The organism is Microbacterium nanhaiense (assembly GCF_014646015.1).
Classification (GTDB): Bacteria; Actinomycetota; Actinomycetes; order Actinomycetales; family Microbacteriaceae; genus Microbacterium; species Microbacterium nanhaiense.
In genome coordinates this window covers 16,482-32,362 of the sequence record NZ_BMMQ01000005.1, presented here as the reverse complement: position 1 = coordinate 32,362, position 15,881 = coordinate 16,482, and the positions used below count along the sequence as shown (strand labels likewise).

The 15,881-nt window shown below is 69.8% G+C and carries 13 protein-coding genes and 1 pseudogene; 8 read left to right on the top strand and 6 right to left on the bottom strand.

Annotated elements, in window-relative coordinates; translation table 11 throughout:
• Positions 1–39: 39 nt before the first annotated feature.
• A pseudogene (locus IEX05_RS09060) lies at positions 40–1,344 on the bottom strand (alpha-L-fucosidase); the annotation flags it as partial.
• A 136-nt stretch (positions 1,345–1,480) separates the two neighbouring features.
• Here IEX05_RS09060 and IEX05_RS09055 point away from each other — a divergent pair.
• On the top strand, positions 1,481–2,251 hold the full coding sequence (locus tag IEX05_RS09055; RefSeq protein ID WP_188701091.1) for an HAD-IIB family hydrolase: 771 nt from the start codon (positions 1,481–1,483) through the stop codon (positions 2,249–2,251).
• A 107-nt stretch (positions 2,252–2,358) separates the two neighbouring features.
• Here the strand turns inward: IEX05_RS09055 and IEX05_RS09050 are convergent, their stop codons facing one another.
• The 5 genes from IEX05_RS09050 to IEX05_RS09030 all read right to left on the bottom strand — a co-directional run bounded on the left by IEX05_RS09050 (position 2,359) and on the right by IEX05_RS09030 (position 7,343).
• A complete protein-coding gene (locus IEX05_RS09050) occupies positions 2,359–2,952 on the bottom strand; it encodes a hypothetical protein (protein WP_188701089.1) in 594 nt (197 codons plus the stop codon).
• Entirely contained in the window at positions 2,952–3,872 is a 921-nt protein-coding gene (locus IEX05_RS09045) for a carbohydrate ABC transporter permease (RefSeq protein ID WP_188701087.1), read from the bottom strand. Before IEX05_RS09045 ends, IEX05_RS09050 begins: the two co-directional genes overlap by 1 nt.
• The gene (locus tag IEX05_RS09040; protein WP_188701084.1) at positions 3,869–4,846 is read right to left on the bottom strand and encodes a carbohydrate ABC transporter permease; all 978 of its coding nucleotides are present in this window, start codon (positions 4,844–4,846) and stop codon (positions 3,869–3,871) included. Before IEX05_RS09040 ends, IEX05_RS09045 begins: the two co-directional genes overlap by 4 nt.
• Positions 4,847–4,868: 22 nt before the next feature.
• Positions 4,869–6,152, bottom strand: a complete 1,284-nt coding sequence (locus tag IEX05_RS09035; protein WP_188701082.1) for an ABC transporter substrate-binding protein — start codon at positions 6,150–6,152, stop codon at positions 4,869–4,871.
• Positions 6,153–6,248: 96 nt separating this feature from the next.
• Complete coding sequence (locus tag IEX05_RS09030; RefSeq protein WP_188701080.1) at positions 6,249–7,343, bottom strand: substrate-binding domain-containing protein; 1,095 nt, start codon at positions 7,341–7,343, stop codon at positions 6,249–6,251.
• Between the two features lie 79 nt (positions 7,344–7,422).
• Here IEX05_RS09030 and IEX05_RS09025 point away from each other — a divergent pair, with 79 nt between their 5' ends.
• The 7 genes from IEX05_RS09025 (at position 7,423) to IEX05_RS08995 (ending at position 15,629) form a co-directional block, all read left to right on the top strand.
• Positions 7,423–9,465, top strand: a complete 2,043-nt coding sequence (locus IEX05_RS09025) for a DUF2264 domain-containing protein (protein WP_188701078.1) — start codon at positions 7,423–7,425, stop codon at positions 9,463–9,465.
• Complete coding sequence (locus IEX05_RS09020) at positions 9,465–10,460, top strand: hydroxyacid dehydrogenase (protein WP_188701076.1); 996 nt, start codon at positions 9,465–9,467, stop codon at positions 10,458–10,460. The genes IEX05_RS09025 and IEX05_RS09020 overlap by 1 nt, the downstream gene beginning before the upstream one ends.
• Positions 10,461–10,644: 184 nt before the next feature.
• Entirely contained in the window at positions 10,645–11,772 is a 1,128-nt protein-coding gene (locus IEX05_RS09015) for a Gfo/Idh/MocA family protein (protein WP_188701476.1), read from the top strand.
• A gap of 2 nt (positions 11,773–11,774) precedes the next feature.
• Positions 11,775–12,980 (top strand): DUF993 family protein, encoded by a 1,206-nt coding sequence (locus IEX05_RS09010; RefSeq protein WP_188701074.1) that lies wholly within the window; start codon positions 11,775–11,777, stop codon positions 12,978–12,980.
• A complete protein-coding gene (locus tag IEX05_RS09005) occupies positions 12,977–13,843 on the top strand; it encodes a sugar phosphate isomerase/epimerase family protein (RefSeq protein WP_188701072.1) in 867 nt (288 codons plus the stop codon). Before IEX05_RS09010 ends, IEX05_RS09005 begins: the two co-directional genes overlap by 4 nt.
• Positions 13,844–13,944: 101 nt before the next feature.
• Entirely contained in the window at positions 13,945–14,973 is a 1,029-nt protein-coding gene (locus IEX05_RS09000; RefSeq protein WP_188701070.1) for a LacI family DNA-binding transcriptional regulator, read from the top strand.
• Positions 14,974–14,975: 2 nt separating this feature from the next.
• The gene (locus IEX05_RS08995) at positions 14,976–15,629 is read left to right on the top strand and encodes a ThuA domain-containing protein (protein WP_188701068.1); all 654 of its coding nucleotides are present in this window, start codon (positions 14,976–14,978) and stop codon (positions 15,627–15,629) included.
• Positions 15,630–15,881: the final 252 nt, after the last annotated feature.

Genomic DNA, 15,881 nt, shown 5'->3' with positions numbered 1-15,881 from the left:
CCGCGCGAACGGATCCGGCTCCTCACGTCAGATTCTCACCTACGCACGGGCGAAGGCAACGGCCACCGGCCCCGCGCCGACCGCCTCCACACGGATCGCTCCCCCGTCGACCGATGCCTCGCCCGCGAGCACGCGCGCCCCGGCGGGATCCGCACCCTCGGGGATCCGGTACTCGCCCGGCTCCGCGAGGAACAGGATCCGCTCGTCCGGCGTCTCCCATTCGCGACGCCAGCGCTCGTCGCCGGCGGTGACCGGCGGCGCCATGCGGCGCGTCACGGCGGCGGCCTCCGCGATCGCCCCGCGCTTCCAGTCGCCGAATCCCTCGAGGCTTCGCTGCTGCAGTTCGGGAATCGTGCCGTCGGCCATGGGGCCGACGTTGAGAAGCAGCCGTCCGCCCTTCGAGACGACGTCGACCCAGTGCTTGGCGAGCTGCAGGGAGTCGAGGATCTCGCGCGGCGACTCAACGCGGTTGTATCCGAAGGACCAGCCGAGGCCCCGGTTGTTCTCCCAGACCGCCTCGTTCTCGTTCTCCTTGCCCGCCGAATACTCGGTCGTGGCGACGTCGTGATAGGTGTCGCCCCATCGGTCGTTGACGATGCCGTCGGGGTTGCTCGAGAAGTAGTCGGCGAAGAGGCCGTGCAGGCCGTCCTTCTCGTTGTGCTTGCCCGCGTCGGGCCACTCGATGTCGTTCCACAGCACGTCGGGCCGGTACCGCTCGATCAAGTCGCGCACGTGCGAGAGCGCGTAGTAGTGGTAGGCGGCATCGTTGGGGCGAAGGCTCTTCACCTCCGCACCGGAGCGGTGCGGCGGGAGATCGGTGATCGACCAGTCGAGCCCGCCGGAGTAATAGACGCCGAAGCGGATCCCCGCCTCGCGCACCGCGTCCGCGATCGCGCCGACCAGGTCGCGGCGGGGTCCGCGGCGCACGGTGTTGCGGGCCCCCGTACCCGGCGCGTCCCACAGGGTGATGCCGTCGTGATGCTTGGTCGTGGGGATGACGTATTCGGCTCCGGCGCGCGCAAACAGCTCGGCCCAGGCGCGCGGGTCGAAGTTCTCCGCCCTCCACTCGTCGAGGAACGCGTCATAGGGCGCGTCGCCGTAGGTCTCGCGATGGTGCCGCTGCGCCGGGCTGCCGTCGATGCGGATCGTGTTGAAGTACCACTCCGCATACGGATTGTGGGCGAACCACGTCGCGTCGTCGATCTCGCCCAGGGCGCCGAGCGGCTCGCCCCACGCCGGCACCGAGTACGCACCCCAGTGGATGAAGATCCCGAACTTCGCGCGCTCGTACCATTCCGGAAGGCGACGCTCCAGGTCGCTCCAGGTCTTTTCGGTCATGTCCGTCCTTTCCGCCCGCTTCTTCCTCGGTGAAGATCAACGGACCGGCGCCGCATCGTCGCAGGCGTCGAGTGCTCATTCTGCCGGATCCTCGGAAGAGCCCCCACCGCACATCGAGTCGCGATCGGCGACAATGGTTCGCATGACTGATTCTCAGCCGCTCGTCGTGGCCTTCGACCTCGACGACACCCTCGCGCCATCGAAGTCGCCCGTCGACCCCCGCGTCGCCCAGCAACTCGTCGACCTCGCCGGCCGCGTCGAGGTCGCCATCATCTCCGGCGGACAGATCGGCCAGTTCCGCAGCCAGGTCGTCGACAACCTCCCCGACGCCGGCGACGCGCTCGCCCACATCCACCTCCTCCCCACCTGCGGCACCGCGTACTACCGCCACAACGGCACCGAGTTCGCCCTCCTGTACTCGCGCGATCTCACCGACGACGAGAAGACCCGCGCGCTCACCGCCGTGGAGGAAGAGGCCAAGCGCCTCGGCTACTGGGAGACCGACACCTGGGGCCCGATCCTCGAAGACCGCGGATCCCAGATCACCTTCTCCGCGCTCGGACAGGCGGCCCCCGTCGACGCCAAGAAGGCCTGGGACCCGACGAGCGAGAAGAAGTCCGCGCTCCGCGACGCGGTCGCCGCGCGCGTTCCCGACCTCGAGGTGCGCTCCGGAGGATCCACCTCCGTCGACATCACCCGCAAGGGAATCGACAAGGCGTACGGCATGAACCAGCTCGCCGCCGAGACCGGCATCGCCCTCGACGACATGCTCTTCTACGGCGACCGCCTCGACGAGGACGGCAACGACTACCCCGTGCTCGCCATGGGCGTGACGTGCATCGCCGTCGACAGCTGGGAAGACACCGCCGACAAGCTCGACGCCCTCATCGCCCAACTCCCCCCACGCGCCTGATTCCCGGCACCGTTCATATGACACCTCTGGCGTGTCACGCGCCCCATAAGGGTGCGGAAGTGTCATATGAACGGTGTGGGGGTGGGGGTGAGGTGGCGCGCGCGGGGTTAGTCCGGGGTCCGTGTCAGTGAGTCGAGGCGGGTGTCGACGGCGTATGCGGCGAGCGCGAGGATCCCTCCGGCGATTGCCGCGAGGGCCGGGAACATCCACACCACGACCGCCGTTCCCGCGATCGCCAGGAGCAGCAGGCCGCTGCCGAGCGGATCCGCCGCCGACTCGGCCAGCGCGCGCCGCAGTCCCGGCAGGGCGCGGTCCGACGGATCCCACCCGCCCGCGAAGCGGAGCACGATGACGGCCGCGGCGAGCGCCGCGAGGGCGAGCACGATCGCGACCGGGCGGGATCCGGGGATGTCGAGCATCGTCATCGCGCGCACGTCGATGACGAGCAGCGCGACGACCAGCGCCGAGCAGACCCCCAGCGCCCACAGGCGTCGGATCGCGGCCCCGACGTCCCGGAACAGATCGGCGACGCGGTCCGAATACCCCTCGTTGTGCCGACGCAGGTGGCGGGCGCCCGCCGCAATCGCGGGAACCGCGGTCACGACCGGGAGGCTGCACAGCGCGACGACGAGGCCGGCCAGCATCGTCTCCCCGAAGAGCGCGAACTTCGGGGATCCGTACGGGCGCAGCTTCTTCGTCATCAGCCCTTCAACCCGCTGGTGGCGATGCCGCCCACGATGTAGCGCTGGAAGATCAGGAAGAACAGCAGCACGGGCAGCAGCGAGAGCACCGCCATCGCCATCTGGGCTCCGAAGTTCGACGCCGACGTCGAGTCGATGTAAAGGCGCAGGGCGATCGGCAGCGGGTACAGATCCGGCGACTTCAGGTACAGCAGTGGGCCGAAGAAGTCGTTCCAGCTGTTCAGGAAGGCGAAGATCGAGCACGTCACGAGTGCGGGGCGCATGAGCGGCAGCATGATCGTCGTGAAGATGCGCACGTGCCCGGCGCCGTCGATGCGCGCCGCCTCGTCGAGATCGCGCGGCACGCTGCGCATGAACTGCACGAGCAGGAACACGAAAAACGCCTCGGTCGCGAGGAACCGGCCGATAAGCAGCGGCGTGAACGTGTTGATCATGTTCAGCTGGTTGAACACGATGTACTGCGGGATGATCACGACGTGGAACGGCAGCAGCAGCGTGCCGATCATCAGCGCGAACCAGATCCCGCGCCCCCTGAAGTCGATGCGAGCGAAGGCGTAGGCGGTCACCGACGACGAGAGGCACACTCCCACGACGGTCAGAACCGCGAGTACGAGGGAGTTCCACGCGAAGCGCCAGAACGACATCCCGGCGATGCCCTCTAACACCTGTGTGAAATTCTCGAGCGTCCACGTCTCGGGAATCAGCGACACGTTGCCGATGATGTCGCCCGACGGCTTGAACGCCGAGAGAACCATCCACGCCGCCGGGTAGAGGAGCACGATCAGCAGCGCGATCGACACCGCATGGAAGGCGATGGAGCCGGCGGCTCGCTTGCCGCGATCCGTCCGCGTGCGCTTCGGGATCCGCGCCCGCTTGTCGTCGTCGGGAACCACGATCGCGCGTGTGGCCTGGATCGTCATCGCGCGTCACCTCCGTAGTGCACCCACATCTTCGAGCTGCGGAAGAAGATCGCCGTGACGATGCCGATGACGACGAGCAGCACCCAGGCGAGCGCCGAGGCATAGCCGAGCTGCTGGTCTTCGAAGCCGCGCTGGTACAGGTACAGCGTGTAGAAGAGGGTGGATCCGGCGGGCCCGCCGGTTCCGTTGGAGATGATGAAGGCGGATCCGAAGACCTGGAAAGCGTTGATCATCTCGAGGAGCAGGTTGAAGAAGAGCACGGGCGAGAGCGTCGGCAGTGTGATGCTGACGAACTTTCGCCACCAGCCCGCGCCGTCCATCTCGGCGGCCTCGTACAGCTCGGCCGGGATGTCCTTCAGACCCGCGAGGAAGATCACCATGGGAGCGCCGAACTGCCACGCCGCCAGCAGGATGAACATGTAAATCGTGTAGTTCGGGTCGCCGACCCATCCGCCCCAGTCGACGCCGAAGAAAGCGCCGATTTTGTCGACGACGCCGTCGTCGATGAACATCGCACGCCACACGATCGCGATCGCGACCGATGCGCCGACGAGCGAGGGGACGTAGAAGGCGGAGCGGTAGAAGCCCTGGCCGCGGCGATTGTTGTTGAGCAGCATCGCGACGGCGAGCGACACGATCAGCTTCACCGGCGTGCCGATCAGCACATAGGTGAGCGTGACGACAGACGACTGGATGAAGCGCGGATCCTGGAAGAGCCTCGCATAGTTGTCGGTGCCGACCCACTCAGGCGGCTGGAACAGGTTGTACTCCGTGAAGGAGAGGTACAGCGAGGCGATCATGGGCCCGGCGGTAAGACCGATGAAGCCGATCAGCCAGGGCAGCAGGAAGGTGTATCCGGCGCGATTGTCGCGGCCGTGAGGCCTGCGGGCCCGCGCGCCGGGCGCGGGGCGGCGCGCGGCGCGGTCGCCGCTCGCCGCCCGCGCACGGGCCGGTTGTTGCGTGGTGACGGTCATAGTGTGACTCCCGGACGACGGCTCAGAGGCCGGCTTCCGCCCACCACTGCTCGGCGAACTGCTCCGCGGTGATGTTGCCGTACATGCGCTCCTCGTTCAGGCGCAGCCACTCGGCCTCGTAGGACGCGAAGTTCTCGGGGGTCTCCGGGGTGACGGCCGTCGCGTACTCCTGCACGCCATCGACGTAGGCGAGGACCTCGGCGTCACCCGTTCCGTCCTGCGGCTCGAATCCGGCGCGCGTCTCGTTGTCGACCATGACGCCGCGGTCCGTGCCGAAGATCTCGGCGACGCGAGCATCGCGGGCGAGGAAGTCGGCGAGCTCGGTCGCCTCCTGCGGGTGCTCGGTGTTGGCCCCGATGGCGTAGTTGCTCGGCGCGAACCACATGGCCTTTTCGCCGCTCTCCCCCGACGGCACGGGCAGCATGACGATGTTCTCGGCGCCGACTTCGGGGGCGTAGCGCCCGTAGAAGCTCGCGAAGGTCAGAGACGAGGCCGACTCGTTCATCGAAAAGCCGTCGAGCGGGGCGACCTGCGTGGTGCGGTCGATCGGATAGAAAGCGCCGTTCGTCAGGCCCTCCTCCTCGAGGCTCAGGTAGTCGACGATGTCCTGCTGCGTGAAGCCGGGTGTCTCGCCGTCCCAGGGCTCGATCCCCTTCTGCACGAGCCACTGGTAGAACAGCTGCGTCGCGGCCCCGTGGTCGTTGCCGCCGTAGACGGGCTGGCCCTCGTCGTTCGTCACCCCCGCCGCGGTGATCTCACCGATCCACGCGTTGAGCTCCTCCCACGTGTAGTCGGGCTCGAGCATCTCGACGCCGGCCTTCTCGACGAGCGCCTTGTTGACGAACAGGGCGAAGGTGCCGATACCGAAGGGCACGCCGTACTGCACGCCATCGATCTGAGCACCCTTCACGATGTTCTCGTCGACATTGGTGAAGTCGATCGTGTCGCCGACGTAATCAGTCAGGTCGAGCAGCAGACCGTTCTTCGCGTACTTCGCCAGGTTCGGATCGAACTGCATGAGGTCGGGCAGCTCGCGCGCGGCTCCTTCGGTCGACCGGGAGGTCCAGTACGAGCCGTAGTCGCTGGGAACACCCGTGATCTCGACCCCGGGGTGCTCTTCCTCGAAGATCTCGAACGACTTCTCGTACTTCTCGATGCGGCTCTCGTTGCCCCACCAGGTGACGGTGAGTTCGACGTTGCCCCCGTCCGCGCCATCACCGGCGGAGGTGTCGGACGAGCAGCCGGCGAGAGCGCCGACCGCGATACCTGCCGCGGCGACGGCGCTGATGGTCCGAGTGAATCGCATGAGTGAGCCTCCTTGCTCTGTGAAGAACGACCCCGAACCGGGATCTGTCTTCGCGAGGATATCGACGCAGCGATTCGAAAAACGAACAAACGAACATTACCGATCAGACGGTGGCGGACCGCTCGATCTCCGGACGTTGAGGCGGGGCACGAGGCTGATATGGCGCGGCGCGAGTTCCGCCTCGTCCTCCGCCTGGATCCGCTCGAACAGCGTGCTCATCGCGAGGCGTCCGAGCTCGCGGCCGGGCGGCGACACCGCCGTCAGCGGAACGATCGCGAGCTGGGCGTTTTCGTCGTCGTAGGCCACGATCGAGAACTCTTCCGGCACGCGGACGCCCCGGTCGATCGCGATCTCGAGGAGGTGCGCCGCGTGGAAATCGGTGTGGACGACGGCACCGCGCACGCCCGCGGCCATGCACTCGTCGAGGAATCGCGACAGCTCCGCCGCCGCGGCGTCCGGGTCGTCCTCCGTCTTGGGGAGGGAGACGACCGGAGCAGAGCGAAGCCCGAGCGCCGCGACGGCCCGCCCGTATCCCTCTCGGATCGACGGCGCCGTCGGGGTGCGATCGAGCAGGGCGAGCCCGACCGCGCCGTGCCCAAGCTCGACCAGATGCTCCACCGCGAGTTCCGCGCCGCGCGCGTGATCCGTGCGCACCCAGTCGTAGCGGGCGAGCGCCGACGACGCCTCGAGCCGGCGTTCGAGCAGGACCACCGGCACGCTCAACCGCGAAAGCGCGCCCGCGAGCTCGTCGAGCGTGCGGTCGCGGAGCGTCGGCGCGAGGATGATGCCGTCCACGCCGAGCTTGATCAGCCGTTCGAGGTGACGCTGCTCGGTCGCGAGGGAGTAGTTCGACGACGCGAGCACGACGCGGGCGCGCAGCGACGGAGACGCGCTCTCCGCGCCGCGGACGACGTCGGGGTAGTGCGACGCGCCCGTCGGCAGGACGAGCCCCGCGAGCGACTTCCCCGCCCGCGGCGCCTCGGGTGCGGCGATCGAGATCGCACCGCCGTGCACGCGCGCGAGCTTGCCGAGCTTCTCCAGTTCGATGAGATCGCGTCGGATCGTCACCTCCGTGACCCCCAGCTCGGCGGCGATCGCCGCGGCGCGCACGCTGCCGCGCAGCTCCAGCTCGCGCAGGATGTGCTCGTGTCGTCCGCGAGGCAGGCGGCGCTTCGGCGCGGGCGTTGTCATCCGGACTCCCATGTCGCTAGATGTACGGAAATGATCGATACGACCCCTAGGCGTTCGATATTCGTGCAATGTAGCACCTGTGACAGCGGCGACACATCTGACCTCGTTCCCTTCCGGCGACGGCGCCCGCGGCAAGACGCCGTGGCTCGCGCTCGCCGACGATCTGGTCGATGCGGCATGGCGCCACGCGTCGCCGGCCCGCTCCCTCCTGCGGCTGCCCGGCCCCGTCAGCGCATCCGGCGCCTGGAGCGACGGGCTCGAGGGATACGCCCGCACCTTCCTCGCCGCCGCGATGCGCGTCGCCGGCGAGAACGGCGACGACCCGCGCGGACTCCTCGCGCGCTACGCCGATGGCCTCCGCGCCGGCACCGATCCCGACCACCCCGAGCGCTGGCCCCGGTTCGGGGAGCGCCGCCAGGCCGTCGTGGAGGGCGCCTCGATCGCGATCGGCCTCGCGGAGACCCGCCCGTGGCTGTGGGACCTGCTCGACGAACGCACCCAGCAGAACACGGTGTCGTGGTTCTCGGACATCCTCGGCATGACGGGCTTCCGCAACAACTGGTTGTGGTTCCAGAACGTCATGGAGGCGTTCCTCGTGTCCGTCGGAGCGGATGATGACCCGAACGACCTCGCCCGCAACCACGAGCTGACGGAGCTGCTCTACGTCGGCGACGGCTGGTATTCGGACGGGCGCGGACGTGACGGCGAGCGCCAGAACTTCGACTGGTACGCCGGATGGGCGTGGCACCTCTACCCGCTGCTCGAATCAAGGATCCGCGGTCGGGAGCTCGCCCAAGCGCACCGCGACCGCCTGGCCGCGTTCATCGAGCAGGCGCGCTCGCTCATCGGCTCGGACGGCTCCCCCGCGCTCATCGGCCGCTCCGTGACCTACCGCTTCGCGACGCTCGCGCCGTTCTGGGCCGGGGTCCTCGCGGACGTCTCCCCCCTCCGGCCCGGCGAGACGCGCGTGCTCGGCGAGCGCATGATCGACGGCTTCCTGCGCGCTGGTGCGCTGAACGACGATGGTCTGCTCTCGATCGGGTGGCACGGTGCGTTTCCGCGGGTGCGCCAACGCTACACCGGGGCCGCCTCGCCCTACTGGGCGAGCAAGGCCTTCGTGGGTCTCCTCCTCCCGGCAGATCACCCGGAGTGGGCGGCCACGCCCACGCTTCCCGAGGCGCCGCGCCAGCGCGCGCTGGCCGCCCCCGGCTGGATCGTGTCCGAGACGCCGGCGGACGGGATCGTGCGCGTCGTCAATCACGGTTCCGATCGTCTCGGAGAGCCGCGCACCGTCGCCCACGCCGACGACGCGTTCTACCGCCGCATCGGATACTCCAACGTCACCTCGCCCCAGCTCGGCGCGGACGCCGTCGCGGATCCGCGCGAATCCCACGCGACGCTGATCAACGCGAACGACCGCTCGGCACACCGCGACGGGATCCAGAGGGGCGCCCTGACGGACCGCGTCGCCGTGTCGCGCTCGCGCGTGCACTTCCTCGATCCCGAGGCGCTCGACGCGCAGGACCTCACCGGCATGGCGCTCGGACCGATCCTCACGGTCGCGTCGGTCGTGAACGGATCCGCGGAGCTGCGGCTCGCCTGGTGGCGCGCCGCCCCGCAGGCGAGCGGCCGCGCCGCGTCGACCATCGAGCTCGACGCCGACGCGGCCTGGCCTCGGGACCCGGGCCCCTGGCGCGTGTCGTTCGGCGGTTGGCCGCTCGCGAACCCGACCGGAGTCCTGCCGGGCAGGGTGGCCAACGAGCGCGCGATCTCGCGGATCCTGCCCGTGCGCGGCGCCGACCGCCTCGAGCAGATCGAACGCACGGGCGCGGATCCGTTCGGGCCCGTCTCGATCACGCCGCTCGCGGTCTCCTCCGCCCCGCTCCCGGAGGCGACGCTCGCGGCCGCCCTCGTCGAGCTCACGGGCACACCCACCACCCGTTCGAATGACACCTTTGCGGGGTCGGCGGGCGAAACACCCCGTATAAGTGTCATTTCAACGGGGGGTGGAGTGGGGTCGGGGGTGGCGGCGCCCCGGGTCGAGATTCGGGGCGACGTGGTTGTCGTCACCTGGGCGGACGGATCCGTCGACTCCGTGCCGACGGACGGGCCGGTCGCCTGATGCCGCGGGTGATCATCGCGATGCGCGACGAGGCACTCGCGGCGCAGCTCTTCGACGACGATGCGCGGAACCGGCTCGCCGGCGTGGCCGAGGTCGTCCCCGGCGTCATGACCGACGCCTCTGATCCCCGCTGGGACGCGGATCTCGCCGAGTGCGAGGTGCTGCTGACCGGGTGGGGCGGCCCCGCCCTGGACGACGCGTTCCTCGCCCGGGCGCCGAAGCTCACCGCCGTCGCGCACGCCGCCGGCACCGTCAAGCGCATCGTGACGGATGCGTCGTGGGCGCGGGGCGTGCGGGTCTCCTCCGCCGCCGACGCCAACGGCATCCCCGTCGCCGAGTATGCGCTGGCGATGATCCTGCTCGCGGGCAAGCGGGTGTTCGACGCGCAGGATTTCCTGCGCCGCGAGCGCTCGCTGCTCTGGGCACCCACCGGATCCTTCGGCAATCACCGCTCGACGATTGGTCTCGTCGGCGCGTCACGCATCGGCCGCCGCGTGCTCGAGTTGCTGCGTCCCTTCGACCATGAGGTCCTCCTCGCGGACCCCACCCTCGCCCCGGGAGAGGCCGCCGCCCTCGGCGCCGCGCTCGTGCCCCTCGACGAACTCCTCTCGCGCTCGCGCGTCGTCTCGCTGCACGCGCCCCTGCTCGACTCGACCGTCGGGATGATCGGATCCGCGCAGCTCGCGCTCCTGCCCGACGGCGCGACCCTCATCAACACCGCGCGCGGCGCCATCGTCGACACCGAAGCGCTCGTCGACGAACTCGAACGGGGCCGGATCCGCGCCGTCCTCGACGTCACGGATCCCGAGCCCCTGCCGAGCGATCACCGGCTCTACGACGCGCCCGGCGTGATCCTCACACCGCACGTCGCGGGCGCGCTCGGCAACGAGCTCGCGCGCCTCGGATCCCACGCCGTCGACGAGATCGTGCGGCTCGCGCGCGGCGAGCGCTTCGCGACGGAGGTCGCCGCGCACGCCGTGAACGGCATCGCGTGAGGGCTTAGCCCGAGCCCGACGGGAGGGGCGTCGCGCATTCGTACGCGGCGCCCCTTCCGCACGTTTGCCGAAGCCGCGCGACTATGGCAAACTCTCCTTAGCGCGGAAAGCGCTTACCGTCAGCCAAGAGCAAGGAAGCATTGTGACCGACACCACCCCCGCCGTCCGCGAGATCGGCATCATCATGAACGGCGCCTCGGGGCGCATGGGCTACCGTCAGCACCTCGTGCGCTCGATCCTCGCGATCCGCGACGAGGGCGGCTTCGAGCTGTCCGACGGCACCAAGGTCACCGTCCGCCCGCTGCTGGTCGGCCGCAGCGAGGCCAAGCTCGCCGAGCTCGCCCAGCGCCACGGCATCGAGGACTACACGACCGACCTCGACGCCGCCCTCGCCGACCCGAAGTGGGAGATCTACGCCGACTTCCTCGTGACCAAGGCCCGCGCCACCGCGCTGCGCAAGGCCATCGCCGCCGGCAAGACCATCTACACCGAGAAGCCGACGGCCGAGAGCCTCGAAGAGGCCATCGAGCTCGCGCAGCTCGCGAAGGACGCGGGCGTCAAGGCCGGTGTCGTGCACGACAAGCTCTACCTCCCCGGCCTGCAGAAGGCCAAGCGCCTCATCGACTCGGGCTTCTTCGGCCGCATCCTCTCGGTGCGCGGCGAGTTCGGCTACTGGGTGTTCGAGGGCGACTGGCAGCCCGCGCAGCGCCCCAGCTGGAACTACCGCGTCGAGGACGGCGGCGGCATCATCGTCGACATGTTCCCGCACTGGAACTACGTGCTCGAGAACCTCTTCGGCAAGGTCAACACGGTCTACACGCAGGCCTCGATCCACATCCCGGACCGCTGGGACGAGAACGGCGAGCACTACACCACCACCGCCGAGGACGCCGCCTACGGCGTGTTCGAGCTCGAGGGCGGCGCGATCGCGCAGATCAACTCCTCGTGGACCACGCGCGTGAACCGCGACGAGCTCGTCGAGTTCCACATCGACGGCACGCACGGATCCGCCGTCGTCGGCCTCTTCGGCGCGCGCATCCAGCCGCGCAACGCCACCCCGAAGCCCGTCTGGAACCCGGACCTCGAGGACACGATCGACTACGACGCGACGTGGCAGAAGGTCCCGAACAACGACGTCTTCCTCAACGGCTTCCGTCAGCAGTGGCAGGAGTTCCTGGAGAGCTACGTCACCGGCACCGACTACCCGTTCGACCTGCTCGCGGGCGCCCGCGGCATGCAGCTCGCCCAGGCCGGCCTCGAGTCGAACTCGACCGGCGCGAAGGTCGCCCTCGACGAGATCGTCCTGAACTGATCATGGCTGACAGTTTCATCCTGCTGGGCGCGGACGGATCCACGTCGCTCGCCCCCGCGAACGAGGCCCCCGGCTTCACGAAGCCGGCCGGCGGCCTGCGCTCGCGCGTGGCCTACGCCGCCGCGCACGTCGCGCCGATCGCCTGGGCCGACAACACGCCGGGCCAGCCCGCCACGATCGACTGGGACGCGACCCTCGCGTTCCGCCGCTCGGTCTACTCGTGGGGTCTCGGCGTCGCCGACGCCATGGACACCGCGCAACGCAACATGGGAATCGACGCCACGGCCGTCCGCGAGCTGATCGCCCGCAGCGCCGAGGTCGCCCGCGAGGAGGGCGGATCCGTCGCGGTCGGCGTGAACACCGACCACATCGACGAGCAGTCCATCTCGCTGCAGCAGATCATCGACGGCTACGTCTACCAGCTCGAGCACGCCGAGGAACACGGCGCCGTGCCCGTGCTCATGGCGAGCCGCCACCTGGCGCGCACCGCGACGAGCGCCGACGACTACCGCGACGTGTACCGCGCGGTGCTGGCGAAGGCCGAGGGCAAGGTCGTGCTGCACTGGCTCGGCACCGCCTTCGACCCGATCCTCGAGGGCTACTTCGGGGCGAGCGACTGGCGCGTCTCCGGCAGCACGGTCGTCGACATCATCACCGAGAACGTCGACAAGATCGCCGGTATCAAGATGAGCCTGCTCGACGCCGACAGCGAGGTGTATGTGCGCGAGCGCCTGCCCGAGGGTGTACGCATGTTCACGGGCGACGACTTCAACTACGTCGGCCTCATCGGCGGCGCGGACGTTCCCCAGGCCGAGCAGCCCGCTCGCACCGAGGGCACCACCCGGACCCACTCCGACGCCCTGCTCGGCGCCTTCGCCGCCATCACGCCCGTGGCCTCGGCCGCGATCCAGGCGCTCGACGCCGGCGACCCGGACCGCTACTACGAGCTGCTGCAGCCCACGGAGGCACTCAGCCGCCAGGTCTTCGCCGCGCCGACGTTCTACTACAAGACGGGCGTCGCGTTCCTCGCCTGGCTCAACGGTCACCAGGCGGCGTTCCAGATGATCGGCGGCCTGCACTCCGCGCGCAGCCTGCCGCACCTCTCGGAGATCGTGCGCCTCGCGAACGACGCCCACGCGCTCGAGAAGCCCGAGCTCGCGGTGCAGCGCTGGAACGACTACCTGCGCCTGAACGGAGTGACCGCATGACCGCGCCGCACCCCCGCCTGTCGATCAACCAGGCGACGATCAAGTACACCACCGTCGCACAGGCGATCGAGGTCGTGCAGAACGCGGGCATCGCCTCGATCGGCCTCTGGCGCGAGCAGGTGCAGGAGGCGGGCCTCGCCGAGTCGGTGAAGATGATCGCCGACTCCGGCCTGCGCTACTCGACGCACTGCCGCGGCGGATGGTTCACCGCCGAGGAGGGCCCCGCTCGCGTGGCCGCCCTCGACGACAACCGCCGCGCGATCGACGAGACCGCCGCCCTCGCGGCCGCCGGCGCCGAAGGATCCCGAGCCGCGCTCGTGATCGTCGTCGGCGGCCTGCCGGAGGGATCCCGCGACCTCGTCGGCGCACGCGAGCGCGTGCGCGACGCCGTCGCGACCCTCGCACCCTATGCGAAGGACCAGGGCGTGCAGCTCGCCCTCGAGCCGCTGCACCCCATGTACGCGTCCGACCGTTCGGTGCTGTCCACGCTCGACCAGGCGCTCGACATCGCGGCCGATTTCGACCCGGCCGTCGTGGGCGTCACGGTCGACACCTTCCACCTCTGGTGGGACCCGGAGGTGCTTCCCAAGATCGCCCGCGCGGGCGCCGAGGGGCGCATCGCCAGCTACCAGGTGTGCGACTGGAAGACGCCGCTCGAGGCGGACAACCTGCTCTCGCGCCACTACCCCGGCGACGGCGTCATCGACTTCGCGGACATGACCCGCGCCGTCGAGGCGGCGGGCTACACGGGCGACGTCGAGGTCGAGCTGCTCAACCAGTCGATCTGGGACACGGATCCCGCCGAGGCCGTGCGCCGCACGATCGCCGGCTTCGACCGCGCCGTCGCGCCGCACCTGGCATAACCCCATGTCATCACGTCTCCGCGCGGTCATCTGCTGCGTACAGATGACCGCGCGGAGACGTGCAGACTTCGGGGACCTGAACCTTCGATAACATCAGAGATATGACCTCTTCAACGGTGAAGCGCGCGGCGACGCTGCACGATGTGGCGCAGGAGGCCGGCGTCTCGCTCGCCACCGCCTCACGCGTGCTGAACGGATCCACGCGAAAGGTCGCCGAGTCGTATCGCGAGCGCGTGGAGGCCGCCGCAGCGCGGCTGGGCTACTCCGCGAACTTCTCCGCGCAGGCGACGGCGCGCGGCTCCTCGCACGCGATCGCCCTGCTCGTCGCCAACATCGCCGACTCCTACTTCTCCCAGGTCGCCGCCGGCGTCGCACACGCCGCCGAGGAGCAGAACCTCGTGATGTCGATCGGCATCACCGAGCGCTCCCCCGAACGCGAGGCGCGACTGATCCGCTCGCTGCGCGGGCAGCGCCCCTACGGCATCGTGCTCGCCGCGTCGCGCCGCACCTCCGAATCCAGCCCGGCCCTCGCGCAGGCGCTCGCGGACCTCGAGAACGACGGCGTCCGCGTGGTCACGCTCGGATCCCCCGCCGACGGCGTCACCAGCCGCACGGTCGGCATCGCGAACCGCGAGGGCACCCACGAACTGGGAGCGACGCTCGCCGGCCTCGGCTACCGCGAGGCGATCGTGCTCGCCGCCGACGCCGGCCTCATCACGAGCGACGACCGCGTCGCCGGCTTCGTCTCCGGGTTCACGGAGGCGGGCGGATCCGAGCCCCGGATCCTGCGGGGCGAGCTCACGCGCGATGCGGGCTACGAGCTCATGACGCGCGCGCTCGCGGAGGGCGTCGCCGCCGGCACCGTCGTCTTCGGCGCCAGCGATGTCGTCGCCTTCGGCGCGATGTCGGCGGTGCGCGATGCGGGCCGGGAGGTCGGCAGCGACATCGCCATCGCGGGCTTCGGTGACATCGACACGGGCCGCGACATCGTGCCCGCGCTCACGACCGTGCGCGCGCCGCTCGATGAACTCGGTCGCCAGGCCGTCGCGGCCGTGACGGCCGACGAATGGACGGATCCGGATCCCCTGCCCGTCGACGTCATCGTACGCGACAGCACCCCCGGAAGGTAATCATGCTCGCGATCATCGCCACCGCCGACGGACGCTACCGCGACCCCTGGCACCCCTTCGACGAGACGACGCCCGCCCTGGCCGGCGTGCTGAACGATGCGGGCTTCGACACGCACATCCTGCCCGTCGACGAGGCGCTCGACAACCTCACCACGGCCGAACTGCTGGCCGTCAACGCGGGCGACCCGTGGCGCCACGAGACGATCCCGCTCGGTGCGCCCACGGCCGCCGTCCACGGCCTCGACGCCGCGCTCGGCCGCGGCATCGGAGTGCTCGCCATGCACACCTCCCTCGCGTCGCTGCGGGACTACCCATCGTGGCCCGTCGCGGTGGGCGGCATGTGGGTGCCGGGAATGTCGATGCACCCGCCGCGCGACGACGCGCGCTTCGAGTGGGATCCGTCGCACCCGCTCGCCGGATCCGAGCCGCTCGAGGCGTTCGACGAGCGGTACTCCTATATGCAGCAGTTCGGGACCCGCGACGTCGTCGCTACGCACCGGCACGACGGCCACGATCACCCGGTCGTGTGGACGCGACAGCACGGCGCGTCGCGCGTCGCGGTCGACCTGCTCGGCCACGGCCCGGAGTCGTACGAGTCCACCTCGCACCGCGCCCTCCTCGCGCGCCTGGCCCGCTGGGCCGCCCGCGTCGCGTAACCCGCGCCCCGCTCCGCCTTCGGGTCGCGCGCGCTCGTGCGCGGTAAAGGTGCCATATGACGGGCGGGAAGGGCCGGGCCGGGCCGCTCGAATGACACTTGTGGGGAGTTGCGCGCGGGCGTACCCGGCAAAGGTGTCATATGAGGGGTTCGGGATCCCGTTGGTATGACACTTATGGGCGCTCACGCGGCGCGGCAGGCCCTAAAGGTGTCATACGAGGGGTGCGTGTTCCCGTTGGTATGACACGTATGG

Excerpts from the sequence above, each read along its gene's own strand:
- IEX05_RS09050 (WP_188701089.1), bottom strand. The coding sequence starts at position 2,952 with ATGACGAAGAAGCTGCGCCCGTACGGATCCCCGAAGTTCGCGCTCTTC.
- IEX05_RS09010 (WP_188701074.1), top strand. The coding sequence starts at position 11,775 with ATGGCTGACAGTTTCATCCTGCTGGGCGCGGACGGATCCACGTCGCTC.
- IEX05_RS09030 (WP_188701080.1), bottom strand. The coding sequence starts at position 7,343 with ATGACAACGCCCGCGCCGAAGCGCCGCCTGCCTCGCGGACGACACGAG.
- IEX05_RS09005 (WP_188701072.1), top strand. The coding sequence starts at position 12,977 with ATGACCGCGCCGCACCCCCGCCTGTCGATCAACCAGGCGACGATCAAG.
- IEX05_RS09000 (WP_188701070.1), top strand. The coding sequence starts at position 13,945 with ATGACCTCTTCAACGGTGAAGCGCGCGGCGACGCTGCACGATGTGGCG.
- IEX05_RS08995 (WP_188701068.1), top strand. The coding sequence starts at position 14,976 with ATGCTCGCGATCATCGCCACCGCCGACGGACGCTACCGCGACCCCTGG.
- IEX05_RS09040 (WP_188701084.1), bottom strand. The coding sequence starts at position 4,846 with ATGACCGTCACCACGCAACAACCGGCCCGTGCGCGGGCGGCGAGCGGC.
- IEX05_RS09055 (WP_188701091.1), top strand. The coding sequence starts at position 1,481 with ATGACTGATTCTCAGCCGCTCGTCGTGGCCTTCGACCTCGACGACACC.
- IEX05_RS09015 (WP_188701476.1), top strand. The coding sequence starts at position 10,645 with ATGAACGGCGCCTCGGGGCGCATGGGCTACCGTCAGCACCTCGTGCGC.
- IEX05_RS09020 (WP_188701076.1), top strand. The coding sequence starts at position 9,465 with ATGCCGCGGGTGATCATCGCGATGCGCGACGAGGCACTCGCGGCGCAG.
- IEX05_RS09035 (WP_188701082.1), bottom strand. The coding sequence starts at position 6,152 with ATGCGATTCACTCGGACCATCAGCGCCGTCGCCGCGGCAGGTATCGCG.
- IEX05_RS09045 (WP_188701087.1), bottom strand. The coding sequence starts at position 3,872 with ATGACGATCCAGGCCACACGCGCGATCGTGGTTCCCGACGACGACAAG.